The organism is Micromonospora polyrhachis, assembly GCF_014203835.1.
GTDB lineage: Bacteria > Actinomycetota > Actinomycetes > Mycobacteriales > Micromonosporaceae > Micromonospora_H > Micromonospora_H polyrhachis.
On the sequence record NZ_JACHJW010000001.1, the window covers coordinates 663,861 to 683,225 of the forward strand.

Consider the following 19,365-nt stretch of genomic DNA (forward strand, 5'->3'; position numbering starts at 1 on the left):
GTGGTGCACCTGCCCGCCGTACCCGATCTGAGTCGAGCGGGCAGTGCGGCTCGGTGTCCACCACCTGGCCCGGGTCACGTTTCACCAGCAGGGCACGGCCGGCCATCCGGGTGAGGGAGTCCTTGTCCACCAGGCCCTCGGTCTCCGGAGTGAGCGGGGTGGTCAGGATAACCACGTTCGCCTGCGGCAGATAGTCAAATGACCTCCCCACCCATGATCGAAATAATCCCGACGAGAGCGCAAGCTAGAGAAAAGACATCTGGTCCGACCGGCTAGACCTGGGAGAGTCATGACAAGTAGGTTCACTGAGTTGGCCGTTGACTGCCACGATCCGGAGAGGCTCGCGGCCTTCTGGTGCGAGGTCCTCGACTTCAGGGTGATCGACCGGAGCGAGGGCAAGGTCGAGATCGGCTCCTGGGTGCCGACCGTTGAGGATGTGCGGGCCCTCCAGATGCCACCCACACTGCTGTTCATCCAGGTGCCCGAGGGGAAACATGGCGAACCAAGAACCGGTTTCGCTGGTGCCACCAGAATGTTGTAATCGTGGCTTGACAATGACTACGCAACGACCACGGTCGGCGAGGAGCGGATCATCGACAACGCCGACATACGCACTCTATGGCGGCCTACCGGGCAGGCCGAGCTCGACCTCGTGGCGGCGTCAGGGTGGCGCGTTTGGCCACCACGTTCGGACGACCAGCCGATCTTCTACCCGGTGCTTAACCGCTGGTACGCCACGAAGATCGCCCGCGAGTGGAACGTCCCCGCTGAGGGTGTCGGTTACGTAACCCGGTTTGACGTCCAGCGTTCGTACCTGGACCGTTATGAGGTTCAGCAGGCTGGCGGCCGTGACGTGCTGGAGTATTGGATCCCCGCCGAGGAGCTTGACGACTTCAATGCTCATATCGTCGGCGCGATCGTGGAGGAGGCCGACTTCCGCGGTCCGGTGGGCGACCAGGAGTTCGCCGACGCGTACGAAGCCCTGGGCAGAGCCCTGCCTGCCGCGTGGCGTACCTATCTGCAAGGTGAGTCGTGGTTCCGGCGAGGTTGGCTGGCGAGCGGGGCCTATGTCTGGCTCAACACGCCGCGCGAGCTGCTTGAGCTGCAGGATGCATGGGGCGAGGGCACCGACGCGCATCCTGGCATCGCGATCATCGGCGGTGACGGCTCCCGTGAGCAGCTTGTGCTCGACCTGCGCTGCGATCCTGCACCAGTGATGCTGGTGGACGTCTCAAGCGGTGGATGGGACAGCGCGATTCGGCAAGCCGACGACGTCAGCCAGCTCATCAGCCGCATCGAGGCCGGCACCTTCGAGTTCGACTTCGGGGACTAGCTGGGCCGAAGAGACGCGACCATCCAGAGAGGCGTGTTCGTACAGGTCTTCGTTGCATATCTCGGGTGCCCTGGTCCTGTCGGTGGGGGCATACTGCGGCGGTGGAGAGCTTCCGGTGCGCGAGTTGTGGAAACGCGCTGAGCATCCCGGTACAGCTGGTGGAGTTGCCGGTGGGACCGCATTGGTCGCTACTGGACTGCCACCATGTGAACCCTCCGCTGCTCGACCCCGGAACCTATGCGATCGATGAGGCCGCGTTCGGCAGCGACAAGATTGTCGGCACATTTGTGCTCTCACCCGGCGATGTACGCGGGACTCGATTCGTCCATGACCTCGTACTCACCGGCTGCTGGTCGCTGGTGGGGTGGAGTCCTTGCGTCGCCTGCGAGCAGTGCGGCGCCTTGGTCGCTTCCCGGACTGACGACTGCGACGTTGCGCAGGAGACGCGCTTCTACCCCGCCATGGTGGTCCGGGAGCCCTGCGCCGTCGGGGCCGAGCCCGCCGAGGATCCGTTCGTGTTGATCGCCGACTGGGACGACGCTGCGCCGGACACCAGGCGTTACGGCTGGGTGCCCAAACCCACCCGCCCACGGCCGGAACTCACGGCGACGCGCTGGGGCGGCCGAGGCGTGAAGTCGGATCTGTATCGAGACGATCCACCAGCCTGACCGCATTGAACGTGAACGCTCGGTTATGAAGCCTGCGCTCACGGCGTGCGAGGGCGGCGCGCTGCCGAGCGCGCTTCGCCGTTACCCGGCTCTCTCGCTCCTCTTTCCGACGTGGTGGAGAAGCCTCCCAGCCCTACGACGTGGCTGTCGACCATGCTTGCACGCTTCGCTGCCGCTCGGAATCCGAAACGGGCGCCACCACGCCATCCGCGAAAGCGGTGTGGCCGTCTGCGAGCGTGGCGAGCGGGCCGAGCATCGGGTGGCATTTGACCAGGTCCCCCAGGTACGCAAGGCAAAGATCGTCGGCACCGTAACCTCGCTCGTCCAGCACGTCGTAGCAGCCTTCGTCGTAGACGAGACGGGCGATGGGTAGACGGCTGTCGAGGATGCTCCGAGTAGTCAGGGCATCGGCGTCTGGGCCGCATCGGAACGGGAAGTCGGGCATCTCGCCGACGAGTGGCCAGCCGCCTGCCGGATGGTCGTCGACAGGCAGCCACGCGAACGCCTGCCGCGTCTTACTGCTCTCAGTAGCCTGAGGTTCCCAAGGCCAAAGCCCGCTGCGGTCGGGCCAGACCAACTGCCGCACCGGGACCGGCCAGCCGCGATAGAAGCGGTGCGCCGAGCCGAACAGCGCCTCGCGCCACGACTCGTCCACCTGGCGCAACTGCGTGACATGTCCGTCGATCACACCCTCGAACGGCTCGCCTTCGGCCGGCCAATCGCCACTGGCGTGCAGGTCCACGCAGGCGTTGAGCCACAGCTGCATCCCCTCGCCCGGCAAACCGAACATCACGATCTCTGATCGACGGAAGCTGTGCCAGAGACCGACGGTATAGGCAAACTCCGCGCTGCCGCCGCCGACGCGCAACGCGCACCAGCCGTGCTCGCGGACAGTCGCGACGATGCCCTCATCACGGCCGGGAGCAGTGTCAGTGCAGATGTAGCAGGGGCACGCCGCGGTTTGCATCAGCGCACGATACAAGCCAACTCGGAGGTACCCCATCCTGAGACCACGCTTGTACGATCGCGCTGAGCACCTGACGGGTAATCGGTTCTTGGTTCCCGCAGGTTGCCCTTGACGGTCGAGACAAGAATGTCCGATTCTTCCCCTATGGGGCCGAGGGGAAAATCGGTGAACCCAGAACCGGTCGCCGCATCCATCTCGACGTCATGCCCACCAACGGCAGCCGCGACGACGAGGTCGAGCGGTTGAAGGGTCTCGACGCGACCGAGTACGAGGATCATCGCAAGCCGGACGGCACGGGCTGGGTGACGATGGCCGACCCGGAGGGCAACCTGTTCTGCGTCGAACGCAGTGCCACGGAGCGCGTGTAGCGTAGCGGCTCTTATGACCAGTTTCCCGGCGGCTGCGCTCCGCGTCCGCGACGAGTCGCTGCCGGAGTTTGAACGGCTCCTGCACCTCCGTGAGTGCACGCTGCGCTGCGCGCCCTACGGGTTCCGTGCCACCTGGCACCATTTGATCGTGAACGCACGGATTCCGCAGCGGCTCGATGATGACCCTGCGGCGTTGAATCGGGCGGTGGACGAGCTCTCCGCAGCACGAGCCATTTGGTTGCGACACGCCACGGGGTTCGCGGCCGAGCGTCGGGCGGCCAAGGCACGGGGGCAACGTGCCGTCCCGGTACGTGATCGGTGGCAGCAGTATGGGCTCTTCGGGATCGCTTTCTGTCCTGATCCCTCGCATCATCCCGTCGATCCGTTACCGGTCATCGTCAGGCGTCTCATCAAGGTATACATCGCGGGAACGTTGATCGAGGATGAGTGTCCGCTGTGTGGCGGACTGTTGCGCGAGAGGGTCTGCCTCAGCTGCGGTATCCAACCACGTAGGCGTGACGGCGGCGTGCGCCTGGCGGAGGCTTCGCGCACCCGCTATCTGTGGCGTGAGATCTGGCGGCGAACACCCATGACCGGGTTCTCGCCGCCGATGCTGGCTGCGCTGCACTACGGACGCCGGTTGGCGACCGAGGTTGCGGCGGGTGGGCCGGGACGCCGGGCCTTCGTCGATATCGTTCCGCGTCGAACCGACGCGGACCGTACGGCCGAACAAGAAGGCTGGGTTCGGAACGACACGTCCCGCGCGTACGAGGTACGGCACTGGGAGTACGACGAGCGGCTGCTCGACACGTTCGACTACGACGTCGGCGCTGTTTGTGTCGCAACTGCCTCAGCGCGGGGCCACTCCGACCTCCTGTCCCTGCTGGCCGATTGGGGTTTGACCCCGATGCAGTTCGACTACCCATGGAATACGGCCGACCCACGTTGATCTAGAGACGGCTTGAGGTAGGGGCAAGCCTGCGAGGGCGATTGGGCACGATGAGGAGCGGCTGTGGGCATCTGGGACGTCACGGGTGAGGATGAGCGCGATCGGTGGGATCTCGTTCCGCTAGAAGGCGTTGGCCCGCTGCGCTTCGGGGCGACGCACGCCGAAGTGGTGGCGGCGCTCGACGGCGCGGTGGCCAGTCCCACCATTGGGATCGCGCCGGACTGCAGCGAGGCGTCGTTCGGCAGTATCGGTCTGACGGTGTACTACTCGGACGGGTCCCTGTACTGCATTGCGATCGACGCCCTCCGAGGCCCGCAGGTGCAGCTCAACGGAGTGCCCCTGGTCGCGCGAATGCCGTCCGAGGTCGAGAAGTGGATGCTCGATCAAGCCGAGGTACATGGACGAGAGTTGCGCTACACGCACGCTGGGGACCCAGAGCTACCCGAACTTGGGCTGATCTCTCGCGCGCAGCGCGCCGGTGACGTCGTACTCAGCCGGCCTGTCTTCCTGGATCAGCGAGCCGAAGTGACCTGGGACTACGTACCGCCTCGGGAGTGGCGCGTCTTCTGACAATGTTCAGGACGCAGCCTTGGACAGTCCTCGGTTCTTGGTTCACCAAGGTTGCCCTCTGCACTTCAATAAAGATGTCCAAATTCTTACCATCTGCCCCCGAGGGCAGGATGGCGAAGAACCGACTTCACCTCGACGTCAGCCCGATCGACGGCAGCACCGCCGACGAGGTAACCAGATTACTCGCTCTCGGCGCCAGCAAGGCGGATGTGGGCCAAGGCGCAGACCGAAACTGGGTAGTCATGGCAGACCCCGAGGGCAACGAGTTCTGCGTCCTACGCACCCTGGCACCGCAGAACTAGGCCACGAGCGAGCACCCGCAACTCGTCACAAACTGCAACTGCCATGTTGCCGAGAAGATCGCCATGCTCAAGCAGCGCGAGCGAGGCGTTGTCAGTCGCCGGCCACCCGCCGGGACCGGCGCGCCTCGATCTCGTCAACCGCTGATCCCTGATACCGGCGTCGACCCGCCGGCAGAACTGATGGTTCCTCAGCAACGAAGAGCGCTTCGAGCAGCGCCCCATGCTCCTGGCAAAGATCGGTATCGGTGCTCCGTCCGTCCGACATGAGGCGATAGCTCCGCACCGGCTGCCCCGGGCCCTGACAGACATCACAAACAGTAATTGTGATCTTCACTCACAGACCCTTCGTGCGCCAGCTTGCCGTGTCCGGTATGCACCCTACCTGGTAATCCTGAACAGACGAAGGCTGCCTCCACCTGGCCTGCTGACCCCGGACGGCACATAAGTACTGGGCACACCCCCGATCAGGACATCAATGCGCGGATAGCTGGCATGCGCAACGCGTATAACGATCTTCAACGTTGCGTGTTGAATGGATAGGCTCGAACGCAGACCACAACGGACGGAGCCGCCCACCATGGCGAGGACGCCGGCACGACACCACACCTGCCCACGCTGCGGAGCCCGACTGGCCCGCGACAACGACAGCGGACGCTGCACCCCCTGCCACACCGCCGAACGCGACCGACTCACCACACCACCCGCACTACCGGCCACCTTCTGGGACCACGAACCCGTCCGCCAAGCCCTACACGAGCGTCACCTCGGCAAAGTCGTCCGCGCCTACCGCTACCACCCCTACCACGGCCGACTCGCCCTACCCCAAGAACTCGTCGCCCGCTGGCTCGGCATCACCCAAGCCCAACTCAGCCGAGCCGAAAACAGCCCACCCATGATCCACCTCGACCGCCTCATCCACTGGGCCCAACTCCTCCACATCCCCGCCCACCTCCTCTGGTTCAAGCTCCCCGAGGATCAACCCGCGGAGTCAGCCAGTCCCCCCCTCACAGACGTGACTCGGCGGACTTTCGTAATGACCGACCCAACGCTCGCCGGCAACTGCTCAGCCAACGGGGACAGCACCGTCTCGCTCTCTGGTCAGGCACCCGACACTCTTGCCCAGCTCGAGTTGATCCGACAAGCCCTCGTCGACTCAATCTCGGGTGGCTCCGCATCGACGACGTGCTTGGACTACTGGGAACAATTGGTTCTCCAGCACGGCGAGGGAACTAAACAACGTGCGGCTTCAGAGCAACTTCCGGAGCTAGCCACAGACTTCGACGAGATCCGCCGATTACTCGATCGCCGAATGCCGTCATCGTCATTTCGCCGCCTCACCCGCATAGCAGCACAGATGGCCGGGCTCGTATTCCTGACGTTGATCAAAATGGGCGAGCCAGGCCATGCTCGATCCTGGATCCGCACCGCCCGAATCGCCGCTGATGAGACAGGAGATCCGACCACCCGCTCCTGGGTACGAGGCCAGGAAGCCTATGTGCACTACTACAGCGGCGACTGTGCGATGGCCATCGCCGTGGCATCCGAGGCGCAAACAATCGCCCGGAACATACCGTGTGCTGGCGTGCCGTTGGCAGCTGCGCTTCAAGCCAGGGCCGAAGCAAGACTCGGCCACCTCCGAGAGGCGCAGTCCGCCCTGAACCGGGCTGAAAATCATCTTGGAAGGCTCAGTACAGATACAGGCGCTATCGCCTCTGCCTTCGGCTATGACGAGGCCCAACTCCGGTTCCACGAAAGTAACACCTACACTCACCTGAGGTTCTCCACAGCCGCACGCTCAGCTCAGGACCGAGCGCTGACCTTATATCCCCAGACCGATTTTCTCGACCGGACACTGGTGCGCTTCGACCAAGCCATCTGCCTAGCGACGGAAGGCGATGCGGATGCTGCGACCGCTATCGCACTCGGAGAGTTGTGCAGCCTGAATAAAATTCAACGTTCGGGCCTGATATTCGCACGCGCGTGGGACGTATACAAATCCCTGCCAAATGGATATCTAGCAAACAGTCCATCTGTTGAACTTCACGATCTCCTCATGCTCACAATCTCCAAAGAGAGGGGATGGTAATATGCCATCCGTCTCGCCCGCCAAATCAGCCGACATCCCGGCCATCGCCGCACTGCTCGAAGAAATGGATCGCTATTACGGCGTATCCAAATTCGCACCAATCGAGGATAGGCAGGCCGAGATAAAGGATCATGTTTTCGGCAGCATCCCCGCCATAAATCTACTATTAGCGAAGGACAACAATAAAACGATCGGCCTCGCGTCATACTCATTTCTATGGCCAGCCGTCAGACTCACCCGATCTCTCTATCTGAAAGAGCTATATGTCAGCAAGCTTCACCGACGGCGTGGCATCGGAAGACTGCTCATGAGCAGCGTGGCGGCGATCGCAACCGAAACCGGGTGTAGCCGAGTGGAATGGACAACGGACCAAGACAATGAAGCCGCCCAGAGATTCTACTCTCACCTTGAAGCCAGCCACCTATCCACAAAGATTTTCTACAGGTCGGATCTTCACCAATCAACTTGACCCTCACCTGCCTGCACACCATGCCAAGAATCCCGACATCCACTCGTTCAACCGGCATCGCCAAGTTGAAAGAATGACAGGCGACTGATGGCCACACTTCTCACGTGCACCTATATAAGCCTCGCCATAACCACCGCCGAGAGGCAAGAGGAAAGCGCGGTCCCAGTGCTGCACCTGATGGAAGCCGAGCGCATCGCCCCAGAGATCCTGACGTTCAACATTCGTAGCCGCGCCCTACTTGCCGACCTCCTCAGCCGGGAACGTCAAAGCGTCACCCTGGTCTCCGGCCAATGGCCCAGCGCGCCGGTCTCCTCGGCTGACCATGAGCACTAGCCCCGTACAACCGGTCCTCTACCTCGTGGTTTGCGCCGCTCCTCCAGCACGCCAGATCGACGAGTTCATCAAACTGATGATGGACGATGGCTGGATCGTCTGCGTGATAGCCACACCAACAGCAGCAACGTGGATCGACCGCAAGATTATTGCGGAGCAGACCGGATACCCCGTTCGGTGCGAATTCAGACGCCCCGACGACGTCGATCCTCTGCCGAAGGCAGATGCTGTCGTCGTCGCACCGGCTACCTTCAACACAATCAACAAATGGGCTACCGGCATCAGCGACAACTTGGCTTTAGGAATCCTCAACGAAGCACTCGGCCTCGGGCTACCGATCCTGGCCTCCCCCTACGCCAAGTCGACGCTCACCCAGCACCCCGCCTACGCTCGGCATGTCGAGCTGCTTACCGGTGCTGGCGTGACCTTCACCCACTCTGAAGCTATCCGGCCACATACCAATGACCAACCGTTCCTGTGGCATCTCATTCAAAGAGCACTTGAAGAGATCCTTCGACCACCAGTACCTGGATAAGGTGTCCGTCATGCTCGGTATGCAACAGCACGTCCTCGGCCGCTGAGCGGTCTGCGATGCAATCGATTCATTCGGCCCGCGAAACGCTCGGAGCACAGTCTTGAACGAGGTCGGCTTGTGCAGCGCGCCGTTTCTCGCCGATGATCCGCGGTAAGCCTTTCGGTCGGCAGCCGCGCAGGGCCCGGCAAGTCGGGCGGTTCTCCGAACTGGGATGGTTACCGTAGCGAAGACGCCCCTTGCTGCTGAGAGCGACGCAGGCAAACCCGGGCCACGGCTGACCGTATGGGAGATCTTGGAGCCAGATGGCCCCTGGAGGGGCCGTCACTCTCCAAGGTCTCCAGTCATCCCAACAGACGGGACGTAAGTCCTGCACTATGGGCGACTGCGGGCAGGTTCGGTGGAGGCTGGTGGGAGCGGGTGACAGTGGCCGCGTTTCGTCCTAGTTAGACACATCTAGGCCCTCACTCCTCTTAGGAGGGATGGCCGAGACGGTGGACGGACTGGTCAGCTGGCCCAACCAGGGGACCCGGGCCGCCGCCGGACATGGGCAACTAGACATTTATATATAGAGGTTCAACCGAGGGACGCGGGTAGTTACACGGCTAGCATCAACCCGCCGCCAGCGACAGCGGTTTCTGCATCATGGGGAGGAAACGTGGCGTCTGGGTCCGGCGAGCACACATTCCCGGCATCCTCCGCCCAGGAGTGGATCTGGCTGGCCAGCCAGATGGGCACCGAAGCCGCCGCCTACAACCTGCGCGGATATGTCCAGCTCCCCGCCGACCTCGACCCTGAGATCGTCCGCTCGGCCCTAGCCGAACTCGTCCGCCGGCACGAGCCGTTCCGCACCACCATCCGGGTCCAGGACGGGACACTGACCCAGGTCGTGCACGCCGACGTACCGGTCGAGCTACCAGTGCTGGACCTGTCCGCCCTGTCGGAGGCGGATCTGGACCGCGAGATCGACCTAGCGGAGGTCGCCGCGCTGGCCGAGCCGTTCACCCTCGATCAGGCCCCACTGTGGCGGGCCCGACTGATCCGCCGCCCGGACTGCCAGACACTGCTGATCGTCACCCATCATGCGATCTACGACGGCAACTCGCAGCCCATCTTCGCGGAAGAGATCGAGGAGTTGTGCCGCGCCGCCGTAGAGAAGCGCGCCGCCCGGCTGCCCACCCTGGAGATCCAGTACGCCGACTACGCCGCCTGGCAACACCAGCAGATCCAGAGCGGGGCACTCGACGCACACCTCGCCTACTGGCGCAGTCGCCTCGCCGGGGCACCACCGGTGCACGGCGTACCCACCGATCGTCCGCGCACTGCGGACCCGCACCGACCCGGTGCGGAGCTGGTCTTTCCCATGCCCGACGGGTTACGTGGCGCGCTCGCCCCGTTCGGGGCGCGGTACCGGGCGAGTCCGGCGATGGTGCTGCTCGCCGGTTACGCGGCGCTGCTACACCGGCTCTCCGGTGATCCGACGATCATGGTGGGGCTCCCGGTCGGCGGGCGGGACCGCCCCGAACTCGCCCCGTTGATCGGGATGTTCGTCAACACCGTCGTACTCCGGATCGACCTGGCCGGAGATCCCACCTTCGGTCAGCTGGTCGAACGGGTCCGGGACACGATGCTGGCCGCCCTGGAACACCAGGCACTGCCCCTCCCCCGCCTGGTGGAGGCGTTGGCCCCACCCCGGACCGCCGGGGTGCAGCCGCTCTACCAACTCGGCTTCAACTACCTGGGCGATGTGGGGCTGAGTACCAGCAACGGGGTGGCCCACGAGGAGTTCCTGCTGGAGCTGGCCGAGGTCAAGGGACGGTTGGAATACCGGTCTGACCTGTTCGACGCCCGTACCGCGGAACTCGTCGTCCAGCGCTACCTGCACCTGCTCGACAGCGCGCTGGCCAGCCCGGCGACCGTGTTGTCCGCGTTGCCGGTGCTGACCGAAGCGGAACGACAACTGGTGGCGGTGAACTGGGCCACCGGCCCGACCGGATCCCCCGGCCCCGACATCGTCGACCTGTTCCGCAGCCAGGCCGCGCGACGTCCGGAGGCGATCGCCATCCGCGACGGCGAAGCCTCGATCACGTACGCCGAACTGGATCGGCGCACCGACGAGCTGGCGCAACGGCTCCGTACGCTCGGGGCCGGGCCGGAACAGCTCATCGGCATCGCCCTGCCCCGCTCCGCCGAGGTGGTGGTCGCGATGCTCGCGGTGCTCAAGACCGGTGCGGCGTACGTGCCGCTGGACCCCGCCCAGCCAGCGCAGCGGCTGACCTACCTGATGGACGATGCCGCCACGTCCGTGGTCATCACCACGGAACAACTCCGGCAGAACCTGCCCGTCGGTACACACACCATCGTCTGCACCGACCACCTCGAACCGTACGCCGACGGCGGAGCCGACGAGGCGATCGCGCCGCTCACCCCCCATCCGCTCGGGCTCGCCTACGTCATCCACACCTCCGGCTCGACCGGCCAGCCCAAGGGTGCGATGGTCGCGCACCGCGCACTCGCCGCACACGCCACCTGGTTCGTCGAGCAGGTGGGGGTCACCGCCGAGGACCGCCTACTCGTCCTGACCTCCCCCAACTTCGACGTCTTCGGGCAGGAGGTCTATCCGGGGCTGGTCGCCGGGGCGACCCTGGTGATCGCGCCACCGGAGGGGGCACTCAACCCGACCCGGCTGTTCGAGACCGCCCGTCGGGAAGAAGTCACCCTACTCTCCTGCGTACCCACCGTGCTCCGCCACCTGGTGGCCCACCCCGGCCTGGCCAGCTGCCGGCACATCCGGAACGCGACCTGCATCGGCGAGCAGCTCACCGGCGATCTGGCCGCCGCGCTGCACGCCGTACTGCCGGTGCCGCTGCACAACCTGTACGGGCCGACCGAGGCCACCATCGCCGTGTCGGCGTACACCGTTGCGCCCGAGACCCGGGTAACCGGGCCGGTGCCGCTCGGTGGCCCGATGGTCGACGCCACGTTCCACGTCCTCGACGACGACGGCGAGCACACCCCGGTCGGGGTGCCCGGACATCTGCACATCGGTGGCATCCCGCTCGGCCGGGGCTACCTGCGGCGGCCGGCGCACACGGCAGCCGCCTTCGTCCCCAACCCGTTCGGCCCGCCCGGCTCCCGGCTCTACCGCACCGGGGACCGCTGCCGCTGGCGACCGGACGGCACGTTGGAATTCCTCGAACGCGTCGACCGGCAGGTGAAGGTCAACGGTGTCCGGGTGGAACTGGGCGAGATCGAGGCAGCCCTGCACGCCCAACCGGGCGTACGCGAGGCGGCCGTCGTAGCCCAGCCGGACCGTAACGGCGACAAGCGCCTGGTGGCGTACATCGTGGGTGGCGCCGAGCCGACCGAACTGCGCTCGGCCCTACGCGCGGTCCTGCCGGCAGCCATCGTGCCGGCCGCCATCGTCGGGCTGGCCGCTCTGCCGATGCTGCCCAGCGGCAAGCTGGACACCGCCGCGCTGCCCACCCCGACCGAGGCGAACGGGCCGGCAGCCGCCCCCACCACCGCCCGGACCACCGCCGAGGAACTGGTCGCCGACGCCTGGGCGGCGGTGCTCGGCGTCGACACCGTCGACGTGCACGCCAGCTTCTTCGACTTGGGCGGACACTCCCTGCTGGCCGGTCGGGTGATGGCCCGGCTGGCCGACACCCTCGACCTCGACCTGCCGATCCACCTGCTCTTCGCCCGCCCGACGGTGGCCGAGCTGGCCGCCGAGGTCGAGCAGCTACTCATCGCCCAGCTCGACCAGCTTTCCGAGGACGAGGCTGCCGCGCTACTCGCCGCCCAGGAGAGGTAACCACGAATGTCCGTAGCCCCGGATTCGGGCACCCGGGACGTCCGGCTGTCCGCGACCAAGCAGGCGCTCCTCGACCGGTTGCTACGGCCCCGGGCCGAATCCGCGGCCCGGATCGGCCCCCGGCCGGCGGACGCCCCCCGGGTGCTGTCGTACGCCCAGGAGCGCCTCTGGTTCGTGGAGCAGCTCGGCACCGGAGGGGCCGCCTACCACGTGTCGGTCGCGGTCTGGCTCGACGGTCCGGTCGACGCCACCCTGCTCCGGGGAGCCCTCGACGACCTGGCGGCCCGACACGAGAGCCTGCGGATGAGCTTCCCGCCGGTCGAGGACGGCCAGCCGTCGGTGGCCGTGGCCGAGACGCTCTCGGTACCGCTGCGGCTGGACACCGTCACCGCCGACGATCCGGCCGACGGCCGGCAGCAGGCGCTGGACCTGGCCCGGATCGAGGCGGCCAGTCCGTTCGAGATCGCTGCCGGGCCGCTGGTCCGGGCCCAGCTGATCCGGTACGGCGAACAGGCCCACCTGCTGTCGCTGGAGACCCATCACATCGTCAGTGACGGTTGGTCCATCGACGTGTTGGTCGGTGACCTGCTGACGGCCTACCGGGCCCGGCAGGCGGGAGCCGAACCGACCTGGGCACCACTGCCGGTGCAGTACGGCGACTACGCCCACTGGCAGCGTGACCAGCCGAGTGTCGAGCGAGGACTGAAGTACTGGACCGACCAGCTCGCCGGGGTGCCCGCCCTGGAACTGCCCACCGACCGACCCCGGCCGCCGACCCAGCGTTTCGACGGCGCGACCCATCAGTTCGAGATCGACGCCCCGCTCGCCGGGGCCGTGACCGAGCTGGCCCGGCGGCACGACGCGACGCTCTACATGACCCTGCTGGCGGCATACCAGTTGCTGATGGCCCGCTACAGCGACCAGACCGACTTCGCGGTCGGTTCGCCGGTTGCCGGCCGGGACCATTCGGAACTGGAGGGCCTGGTCGGCATGTTCGTCAACATGCTGCCGATGCGGGCCCAACTGGGCGACGAGGAGTCGTTCGGGCAGCTCTTGGGCCGGACCCGACGAACGGTCCTGGACGGCCTCAGCCACCAGCGGGTGCAGTTCGAGCAACTGGTGGCGGAGCTGGGCGTGGCCCGGGACGTGAGCCGGTCGCCGCTGTTCCAGGCCACCTTCGCCCTACAGAACTACCAGATACGCGACCACAGCACCGGTGCCGGGGCGGACGGCGACGGGCTGGCCGCTCGCTGGGAGATCCTCGACCTGTCGGCCACCCGGTTCGACCTGGAACTGCTCGTCGTCGAGACCCGCTCCGGCCAGTTGTACTGCGAGTTCACCTACAACACCGGCCTCTTCGACGCCGCGACGGTCGAGCGGATGAGCCGACACCTCACGCACCTGCTGCGGACCGTGACCGCCCGCCCCGACGCACCGCTGCGGGACCTCGGCCTGCTCACCGACTCCGACCGCAGCGTGGTGCTGGAGCAGTGGGCGGGCGGCGCGGCACGGTTCCCGGTGGAGCAGACCCTGCCCGAGTTGTTCGAGGCACAGGCGCGCCGCCGGCCGGACGCCGTCGCGCTGGTCTTCGGTGACACCGAGGTCAGCTACGCCGCACTCGACCGACGCGCCGACCGGTTGGCCCACCGGCTGCGCCGGCTCGGGGTGGGGCCGGACACGCTGGTCGCCCTGCACCTGCAGCCGAGCGTGGCCACCGTCGAGGCGATCCTCGGTGTGCTCAAGGCCGGTGGGGCGTACGTCCCGCTGAACCTGGCCTATCCCCGGGAGCGGCTGGAGTTCATCCTCGCCGACACCGGCGCACCGGTCCTGATCACCGACCGGGAACTGCGGGACCGGCTGCCGACCTACGCCGGGCAGGTAATCTGCCTGGACGACGAGGAGCCGACCGCGCCGACCGAGCCGAACGCCGCCGAGCCGGCCGTCGACGGGGGGCTGGACGCGCCCAGGTCGACGGTCGCGCCGGAGAACCTGGCCTACGTCATCTACACGTCGGGCTCCACCGGCACCCCGAAGGGGGTCCTGGTCGAACACCGCCAGGTGGTACGGCTACTCACCGCCACCGAGGCACACTTCGACTTCGACGAGAACGACGTCTGGGCGATGCTGCACTCGTACGCCTTCGACTTCTCCGTCTGGGAGATCTGGGGCGCCCTGGCGTACGGCGGTCGGCTCGTCGTCGTACCCACCGACGCCATCCGGGACCAGGAGCGGTTGTTGGACGTGCTGCGTGAGCAGCGGGTGACCGTGCTCAACCAGACTCCGGCGGCGTTCCGGGGACTACGGGCCACCCTCACCGAGACCGATCGCTCCTTCGCCGACCTCGACGTGCGGACCGTCGTCTTCGGCGGCGACGCGCTACACCTGCGCGACCTGCGGCACTGGATGAGCCAGTACGGCGACCAGAAGCCGGCCCTGGTCAACATGTACGGCATCACCGAGACGACGGTGCACGTCACCGCCGGACGGATCCGCCGTCGCGACGTACGCCGGAACGTCTCCTCGCCGATCGGTCGTCCCCTGGACGACCTACGGGCCTACGTGCTGGACCGGCACCTCAACCCGGTGCCGGCAGGGGTGCCAGGCGAGTTGTACGTTGCGGGGTCGGGCCTCGCCCGGGGCTACCTCAACCGGTCGGCGCTGACCGCCGAACGGTTCCTGCCGGAGCCGTTCAGCGGGATCCCCGGGGCCCGGATGTACCGCACCGGCGACCGGGTGCGCTGGTCAACCGACGGGACCCTGGAATACCTGGGCCGGGTGGACCGGCAGGTGAAGATCCGTGGCTACCGGATCGAGCTCGGCGAGATCGAGGCGGCCCTGCACCGCAGCCCCGAGGTGCGGTCCGCGGCGGTGCTGGTCAACGAGGACGCCGGCGGCGACCGGCGGCTGGTCGCCTATGTCGTCCCGGCCGACCCCGCTGCCCGACCGACTCCGGCCCGACTGCGGGAGCAGGTCGGGCAGAGCCTGGCCGACTACATGGTGCCGGCCGCGTTCGTGGTGCTCGACGCGTTCCCACTCACCCCGAACGGCAAGCTGGACCATCGGGCCCTGCCGGACCCGGACGTGACCCAGCAGACGGAACAGGAGTTCATCGAGCCGCGTACCGAGCACGAACGGTTGATCGCCGGTATCTGGGCTGAGCTGCTCAACCTCGACCGGGTCGGCATCGACGACGACTTCTTCGACATCGGTGGCCATTCGCTGCTCGCCACCCGGGTCGTCACCCGGATCCGGGCCGGTCTGGAGGCCAGGGGCGGAGGTGGATCGATCGCCCTGATGGACCTGTTCCGCTGCCGGACGGTCCGGGAACTCGCCCGGCTACTCGACGAACCAGCCGACGCGGACCGACCGGCCCGACTGCTACACGAGCTGACCAGGCCGGTCCGGGACGACCAGCACGTGCTGTCCCTGGTCTGCGTTCCGTACGGGGGCGGCAGCGCAGCGGTCTACCAGGCGCTGGCCGAGGCGATGCCGGGCGGGCACCGGCTCTACTCGGTGGCCATCCACAACGAGGAGGCCGGCGGCTCGCAGGACACGCTGGAGTTCGACGATCTGGTCGCCGGAATCGTCACCGAGATCCTGCGGGACGTGTCGGGGCCGCTGGCCCTCTACGGCCACTGCGGCATCGGCAGCGCCACGGTGGTGGAGGTGGCCCGGCGACTGGAGCAGGCTGGACGGGACCTGACTGCCGTCTACATCGGTGGCATCTTTCCGTTCGCCCGGCCCAAGGGCATCCTCAGCGGACTGTCGCGCTTCGCCGAGATGGAGTCGCTACGCAGCAACCGCACCTTCATCAACCGGCTGATCGGCCGGGGCGTCGACATCGAGGACCTGGGCCTCGACGAGGTCAACCGGATCATCCGCAACATGCGGCACGACACCCGCAGCGCCGAGGACTACTACGGCGGTCTGCTCGATCGGCGGATCGCGAAGATCAGTGCCCCGGTCATCTCGGTCATCGGGGAACAGGACCCGGCCACCGACCACTACGAGGAGCGCTACCGGGAGTGGGACTTCCTCTCCGACACCTGTGCCCTGGTGGTGTTGGACGAGGGCGGCCACTACTTCAACCGGTACCGCGCCACCGAGGTGGCCGAGATCGTCACGAGGACCCACCGCGCGCTGACGGAGGACGACGCCGCGGCGTTGACCCGGGCCGCCCGGGGACCGGACAGCCCGTGGTGGCTGCACGGCATACACCGAAGTGACCGGGACGATCCCACGGACCCGCCGCCGGGCACCCGACGGCGACGCGCCGCCGTGCCGAGCATGCGTCGCTTCCTCGGGGTCGCCAGCGGCCAACTCGTCTCCCTGATCGGCTCCACGTTCACGTCGTGGGCGATTCCGATCTGGATCTACCTGACCTACGGCTCGGTGGCGCAGCTCGCTCTCTTCGTCACCCTGGGACTGCTGCCGGGACTGGTGGTGGCCCCGCTGGCCGGTGCCGTGGTGGACCGGTCCCACCGGAAGCTGGTGCTGCTCGGGGCCAGCAGCGCCGCGTTCACCATCCAACTCGGGCTAGGTGCCCTGCTGTGGACCGACACCCTGCAACTCTGGCATCTCTACGGTCTGATGGTCGCGCTGTCGGTGGCGGCGGCCTTCCAACGCCTGGCGTACGTGGCCTCCGTGCCACAACTGGTGCCGAAGCACTACCTGCGGCACGCCATCGGCGTGGTCGAGCTGGTGAACAGCTTCGGTACGCTGCTCGTCCCGCTGGTCGCCGCGAGCCTGCTGAACAGCATCGGCCTGGACGGAATCCTGATCCTGGACATCGTCAGCTACACCGTCGCCATCGGCGTCACCGCCGTCGTCCGCTGGCCGGCGATGATGGGTTGGCACCGGCGGGAGACGATGCTCGCCGAGATCGCCAACGGCTTCCGGTTCTCCTGGGGCCACCGCAACTTCCGGGCGATGCTGATCTTCTTCCTGGTGCTGAACATCTTCCTTGCCCCGGCCCTGATCCTGACCAACCCGCTGGTGCTGTCGTTCGGGGGTCTGGACGAGGCGGCCACCGTCTCGGTGCTCAGCGGCGTGGGTGCCACCGTCGCCGGGATGCTGGTGGCGATCTGGGGTGGGCCGGCCCGCCGGCCGATGCGAGGCGTCCTGCTGGCCGTCCTCATGATCGCCCTCTCCGCCATCCTGGTCGGGCTCCGACCGGATCTGGTGACGGTGGCGATCGGAGCCTGCGGCATCGCCGCCGGCCTGACCCTGACCACCGGCATCTACCGCGCCATCGTGCAGGTGAAGATCCCTCAGCGCTACCACGGCCGGGCGGCGGCCCTCAACCAGATGATCTCGTGGTCCACCCTGCCGCTGGGCTTCGCCGTAATCGCCCCGAGCGCGAGCGCGTTCTTCGAACCCATGCTGATGCCCGGCGGGGCGCTCGCCGGCACCGTCGGCACGCTGATCGGGGTCGGCGAAGGTCGGGGGATCGCGTTCGTCTACGTGCTCGCCGGGCTGGCCATCGTCGTGCTCGTCCTCGTCGCCTCGCGGATCCCCGCCGTGGCGCGGTTCGACACGGCCACCCCGGATGCCCTGCCCGACGACCTCGTCGGCGTACAGGCCCTCCAGGACCGGCACCGAGACACCACCCCGTCCGCCGAGTCGCGGACGTTGGTGGGCAGCGGCACCACCGCCGGGCGGCAGCCGTGACCACGCCGCTCGGCACCACAGTGGACGACCTGGTGGAACTCGAAGTGATCGTCACGGCCGCCGGCCGGGTCCTCGGCCGGCCGTACGGTTCGGGTGCGGCCCTGCCCCACATCCGGCTGTCCAACAGTTGGCCCCCGCCGAGCAGCCAGTTACCGGCTCGGGTCACCACCGAGACCGGCCTCGTGGTGGCCCTACTCGAACCACTCGACGCGACGGTGTTCGTGGCGGAGCCGGTCGACGGCGAACCGACCGGCGGATACGGCTGGTACGACCCGGCCGCCTTCGCTGGCACGACGGTCCGCGACTGGGTGGCCCGTTCCGCGCCCACCACCCGACCACCGTGGTATCGGTCAGGCTGGTTCAGCCGGGCCGTCGACTGGATCGACGCGACGCTGGCCAGCCGGGGCGGACGCCGGACGGGACCGGTCGCCCAGATCCGGCACTGGACGACCTCCGCCGTACTCTGTGCCCCGACCTCCGAGGGCCGGGTGTTCCTGAAGGCGGTGCTGCCGCACCTGGCCCACGAGCCACAGCTCATCAGGCACCTCGCGGGTTCGTGGCCAAGGGCGGTGCCCGAGCTGCTCGCCCACTCCCCTGACGACGGCTGGTGGCTCACCGCCGACTTCGACGCCCAGCCACCGGTACGCGATGCGATCGGCGCCCTGCGAATGCTGGCCCGGATCCAGGTCGGTGCGGTCGACCAGGTACGACGGTTGCGGGAGATCGGCTGCCCGCAGATCGGTCTCGACGACCTCGCCGATCAGGTGCCGGCACTGATGCGCCGGGCCGACCTGTGGCAACGCGCCGGCACACCGGACCGGGCGCAGTTGACCCGGATCGGAATGTGGTTGCAGGACCGGTGCGCCGAACTGGAGGACTTCGACCTCCCGCTCACCCTCGTGCACGGTGACTTCCACCAGCACAACGCCGCCGACCGGACGGACGGTCCGCTGCTGTTCGACTGGAGTTTCGCCGCCGTCTCGCACCCGCTGTTCGACCTCGCCGGCTGGCTGCACTCGGTCGGCGAGCAGGACGCCCGACGGCAGCTCACCGCCTATCTGGACGGCTGGCGGAAGTTCGCCACACCGGGCACACTGCTGGACGCATGGCGGACCGCCCGGCCGGTCGCCGCCCTGGTGGAGTTGGCCAAGTTCGCCGATCTGGCCGACCGGATGGGCCCGGCGTACGCGTTCGACTACCTGCCGATGGCGTACGTCTGGGCCCGCCGGATCCGCGACGCGTTCGATGGCCGGGACGGGCAGCTCACCGGCTGGCGCGATCCGCAGTGACCGCCACCGCAG

At 67.1% G+C, this 19,365-nt stretch carries 14 protein-coding genes and 2 pseudogenes; 14 read left to right on the forward strand and 2 right to left on the reverse strand.

Annotation, left to right across the window (positions count from 1 at the left end):
* Positions 1 to 61: 61 nt before the first annotated feature.
* Positions 62 to 211: pseudogene (locus tag FHR38_RS32745) on the reverse strand (NAD(P)-dependent oxidoreductase); the annotation flags it as partial.
* Between the two features lie 78 nt (positions 212 to 289).
* On the opposite strand from FHR38_RS32745, the gene FHR38_RS02670 reads away from it, so the two are divergent.
* The 3 genes and pseudogenes from FHR38_RS02670 to FHR38_RS02680 all read left to right on the forward strand — a co-directional run bounded on the left by FHR38_RS02670 (position 290) and on the right by FHR38_RS02680 (position 2,001).
* A complete protein-coding gene (locus FHR38_RS02670; RefSeq protein ID WP_246446261.1) occupies positions 290 to 541 on the forward strand; it encodes a VOC family protein in 252 nt (83 codons plus the stop codon).
* A 51-nt stretch (positions 542 to 592) separates the two neighbouring features.
* Positions 593 to 940 (forward strand): annotated as a pseudogene (locus FHR38_RS02675) (ADP-ribosylation/crystallin J1); the annotation flags it as partial.
* Between the two features lie 494 nt (positions 941 to 1,434).
* Positions 1,435 to 2,001: a hypothetical protein gene (locus tag FHR38_RS02680; RefSeq protein ID WP_184532464.1), complete on the forward strand. Its 567-nt coding sequence runs from the start codon at positions 1,435 to 1,437 to the stop codon at positions 1,999 to 2,001.
* Positions 2,002 to 2,134: 133 nt separating this feature from the next.
* On the opposite strand, the gene FHR38_RS02685 is transcribed toward FHR38_RS02680, so the two are convergent.
* Positions 2,135 to 2,968, reverse strand: a complete 834-nt coding sequence (locus FHR38_RS02685; protein WP_184532466.1) for a DUF4262 domain-containing protein — start codon at positions 2,966 to 2,968, stop codon at positions 2,135 to 2,137.
* 161 nt (positions 2,969 to 3,129) lie between these two features.
* On the opposite strand from FHR38_RS02685, the gene FHR38_RS31465 reads away from it, so the two are divergent.
* From FHR38_RS31465 to FHR38_RS33065, 11 genes are all read left to right on the forward strand, one after another.
* A complete protein-coding gene (locus tag FHR38_RS31465; RefSeq protein WP_312882520.1) occupies positions 3,130 to 3,336 on the forward strand; it encodes a VOC family protein in 207 nt (68 codons plus the stop codon).
* A gap of 589 nt (positions 3,337 to 3,925) precedes the next feature.
* Positions 3,926 to 4,285, forward strand: coding sequence for a hypothetical protein (locus FHR38_RS02695; protein WP_184532468.1), 360 nt, complete (start codon positions 3,926 to 3,928; stop codon positions 4,283 to 4,285).
* Positions 4,286 to 4,348: 63 nt separating this feature from the next.
* Positions 4,349 to 4,855, forward strand: coding sequence for a hypothetical protein (locus FHR38_RS02700; protein WP_184532469.1), 507 nt, complete (start codon positions 4,349 to 4,351; stop codon positions 4,853 to 4,855).
* Positions 4,856 to 4,965: 110 nt separating this feature from the next.
* Positions 4,966 to 5,157, forward strand: a complete 192-nt coding sequence (locus FHR38_RS02705) for a VOC family protein (protein ID WP_246446263.1) — start codon at positions 4,966 to 4,968, stop codon at positions 5,155 to 5,157.
* A 577-nt stretch (positions 5,158 to 5,734) separates the two neighbouring features.
* Positions 5,735 to 7,243 carry a helix-turn-helix domain-containing protein gene (locus tag FHR38_RS02710; RefSeq protein WP_512698620.1) on the forward strand — a complete coding sequence of 503 codons (1,509 nt, stop codon included), beginning with the start codon at positions 5,735 to 5,737 and terminating at the stop codon, positions 7,241 to 7,243.
* Between the two features lies 1 nt (position 7,244).
* Positions 7,245 to 7,712: a GNAT family N-acetyltransferase gene (locus FHR38_RS02715; RefSeq protein WP_184532474.1), complete on the forward strand. Its 468-nt coding sequence runs from the start codon at positions 7,245 to 7,247 to the stop codon at positions 7,710 to 7,712.
* Between the two features lie 177 nt (positions 7,713 to 7,889).
* Positions 7,890 to 8,045: a hypothetical protein gene (locus FHR38_RS02720; RefSeq protein ID WP_184532476.1), complete on the forward strand. Its 156-nt coding sequence runs from the start codon at positions 7,890 to 7,892 to the stop codon at positions 8,043 to 8,045.
* Positions 8,035 to 8,580: a flavoprotein gene (locus FHR38_RS02725; protein WP_184532478.1), complete on the forward strand. Its 546-nt coding sequence runs from the start codon at positions 8,035 to 8,037 to the stop codon at positions 8,578 to 8,580. The genes FHR38_RS02720 and FHR38_RS02725 overlap by 11 nt, the downstream gene beginning before the upstream one ends.
* A gap of 655 nt (positions 8,581 to 9,235) precedes the next feature.
* Entirely contained in the window at positions 9,236 to 12,394 is a 3,159-nt protein-coding gene (locus FHR38_RS02730) for a non-ribosomal peptide synthetase (RefSeq protein WP_184532480.1), read from the forward strand.
* 6 nt (positions 12,395 to 12,400) lie between these two features.
* Entirely contained in the window at positions 12,401 to 18,064 is a 5,664-nt protein-coding gene (locus tag FHR38_RS02735; RefSeq protein WP_184532482.1) for a non-ribosomal peptide synthetase/MFS transporter, read from the forward strand.
* Positions 18,061 to 19,353, forward strand: a complete 1,293-nt coding sequence (locus FHR38_RS33065) for a phosphotransferase family protein (protein ID WP_184532484.1) — start codon at positions 18,061 to 18,063, stop codon at positions 19,351 to 19,353. Before FHR38_RS02735 ends, FHR38_RS33065 begins: the two co-directional genes overlap by 4 nt.
* Positions 19,354 to 19,365: the final 12 nt, after the last annotated feature.

Coding starts and splice junctions, on each gene's coding strand:
- FHR38_RS02670 (WP_246446261.1), top strand. CDS start 290: ATGACAAGTAGGTTCACTGAGTTGGCCGTTGACTGCCACGATCCGGAG.
- FHR38_RS02685 (WP_184532466.1), bottom strand. CDS start 2,968: ATGCAAACCGCGGCGTGCCCCTGCTACATCTGCACTGACACTGCTCCC.
- FHR38_RS02695 (WP_184532468.1), top strand. CDS start 3,926: ATGACCGGGTTCTCGCCGCCGATGCTGGCTGCGCTGCACTACGGACGC.
- FHR38_RS02705 (WP_246446263.1), top strand. CDS start 4,966: ATGGCGAAGAACCGACTTCACCTCGACGTCAGCCCGATCGACGGCAGC.
- FHR38_RS02710 (WP_512698620.1), top strand. CDS start 5,735: ATGGCGAGGACGCCGGCACGACACCACACCTGCCCACGCTGCGGAGCC.
- FHR38_RS02715 (WP_184532474.1), top strand. CDS start 7,245: ATGCCATCCGTCTCGCCCGCCAAATCAGCCGACATCCCGGCCATCGCC.
- FHR38_RS02720 (WP_184532476.1), top strand. CDS start 7,890: ATGGAAGCCGAGCGCATCGCCCCAGAGATCCTGACGTTCAACATTCGT.
- FHR38_RS02725 (WP_184532478.1), top strand. CDS start 8,035: ATGAGCACTAGCCCCGTACAACCGGTCCTCTACCTCGTGGTTTGCGCC.
- FHR38_RS02735 (WP_184532482.1), top strand. CDS start 12,401: ATGTCCGTAGCCCCGGATTCGGGCACCCGGGACGTCCGGCTGTCCGCG.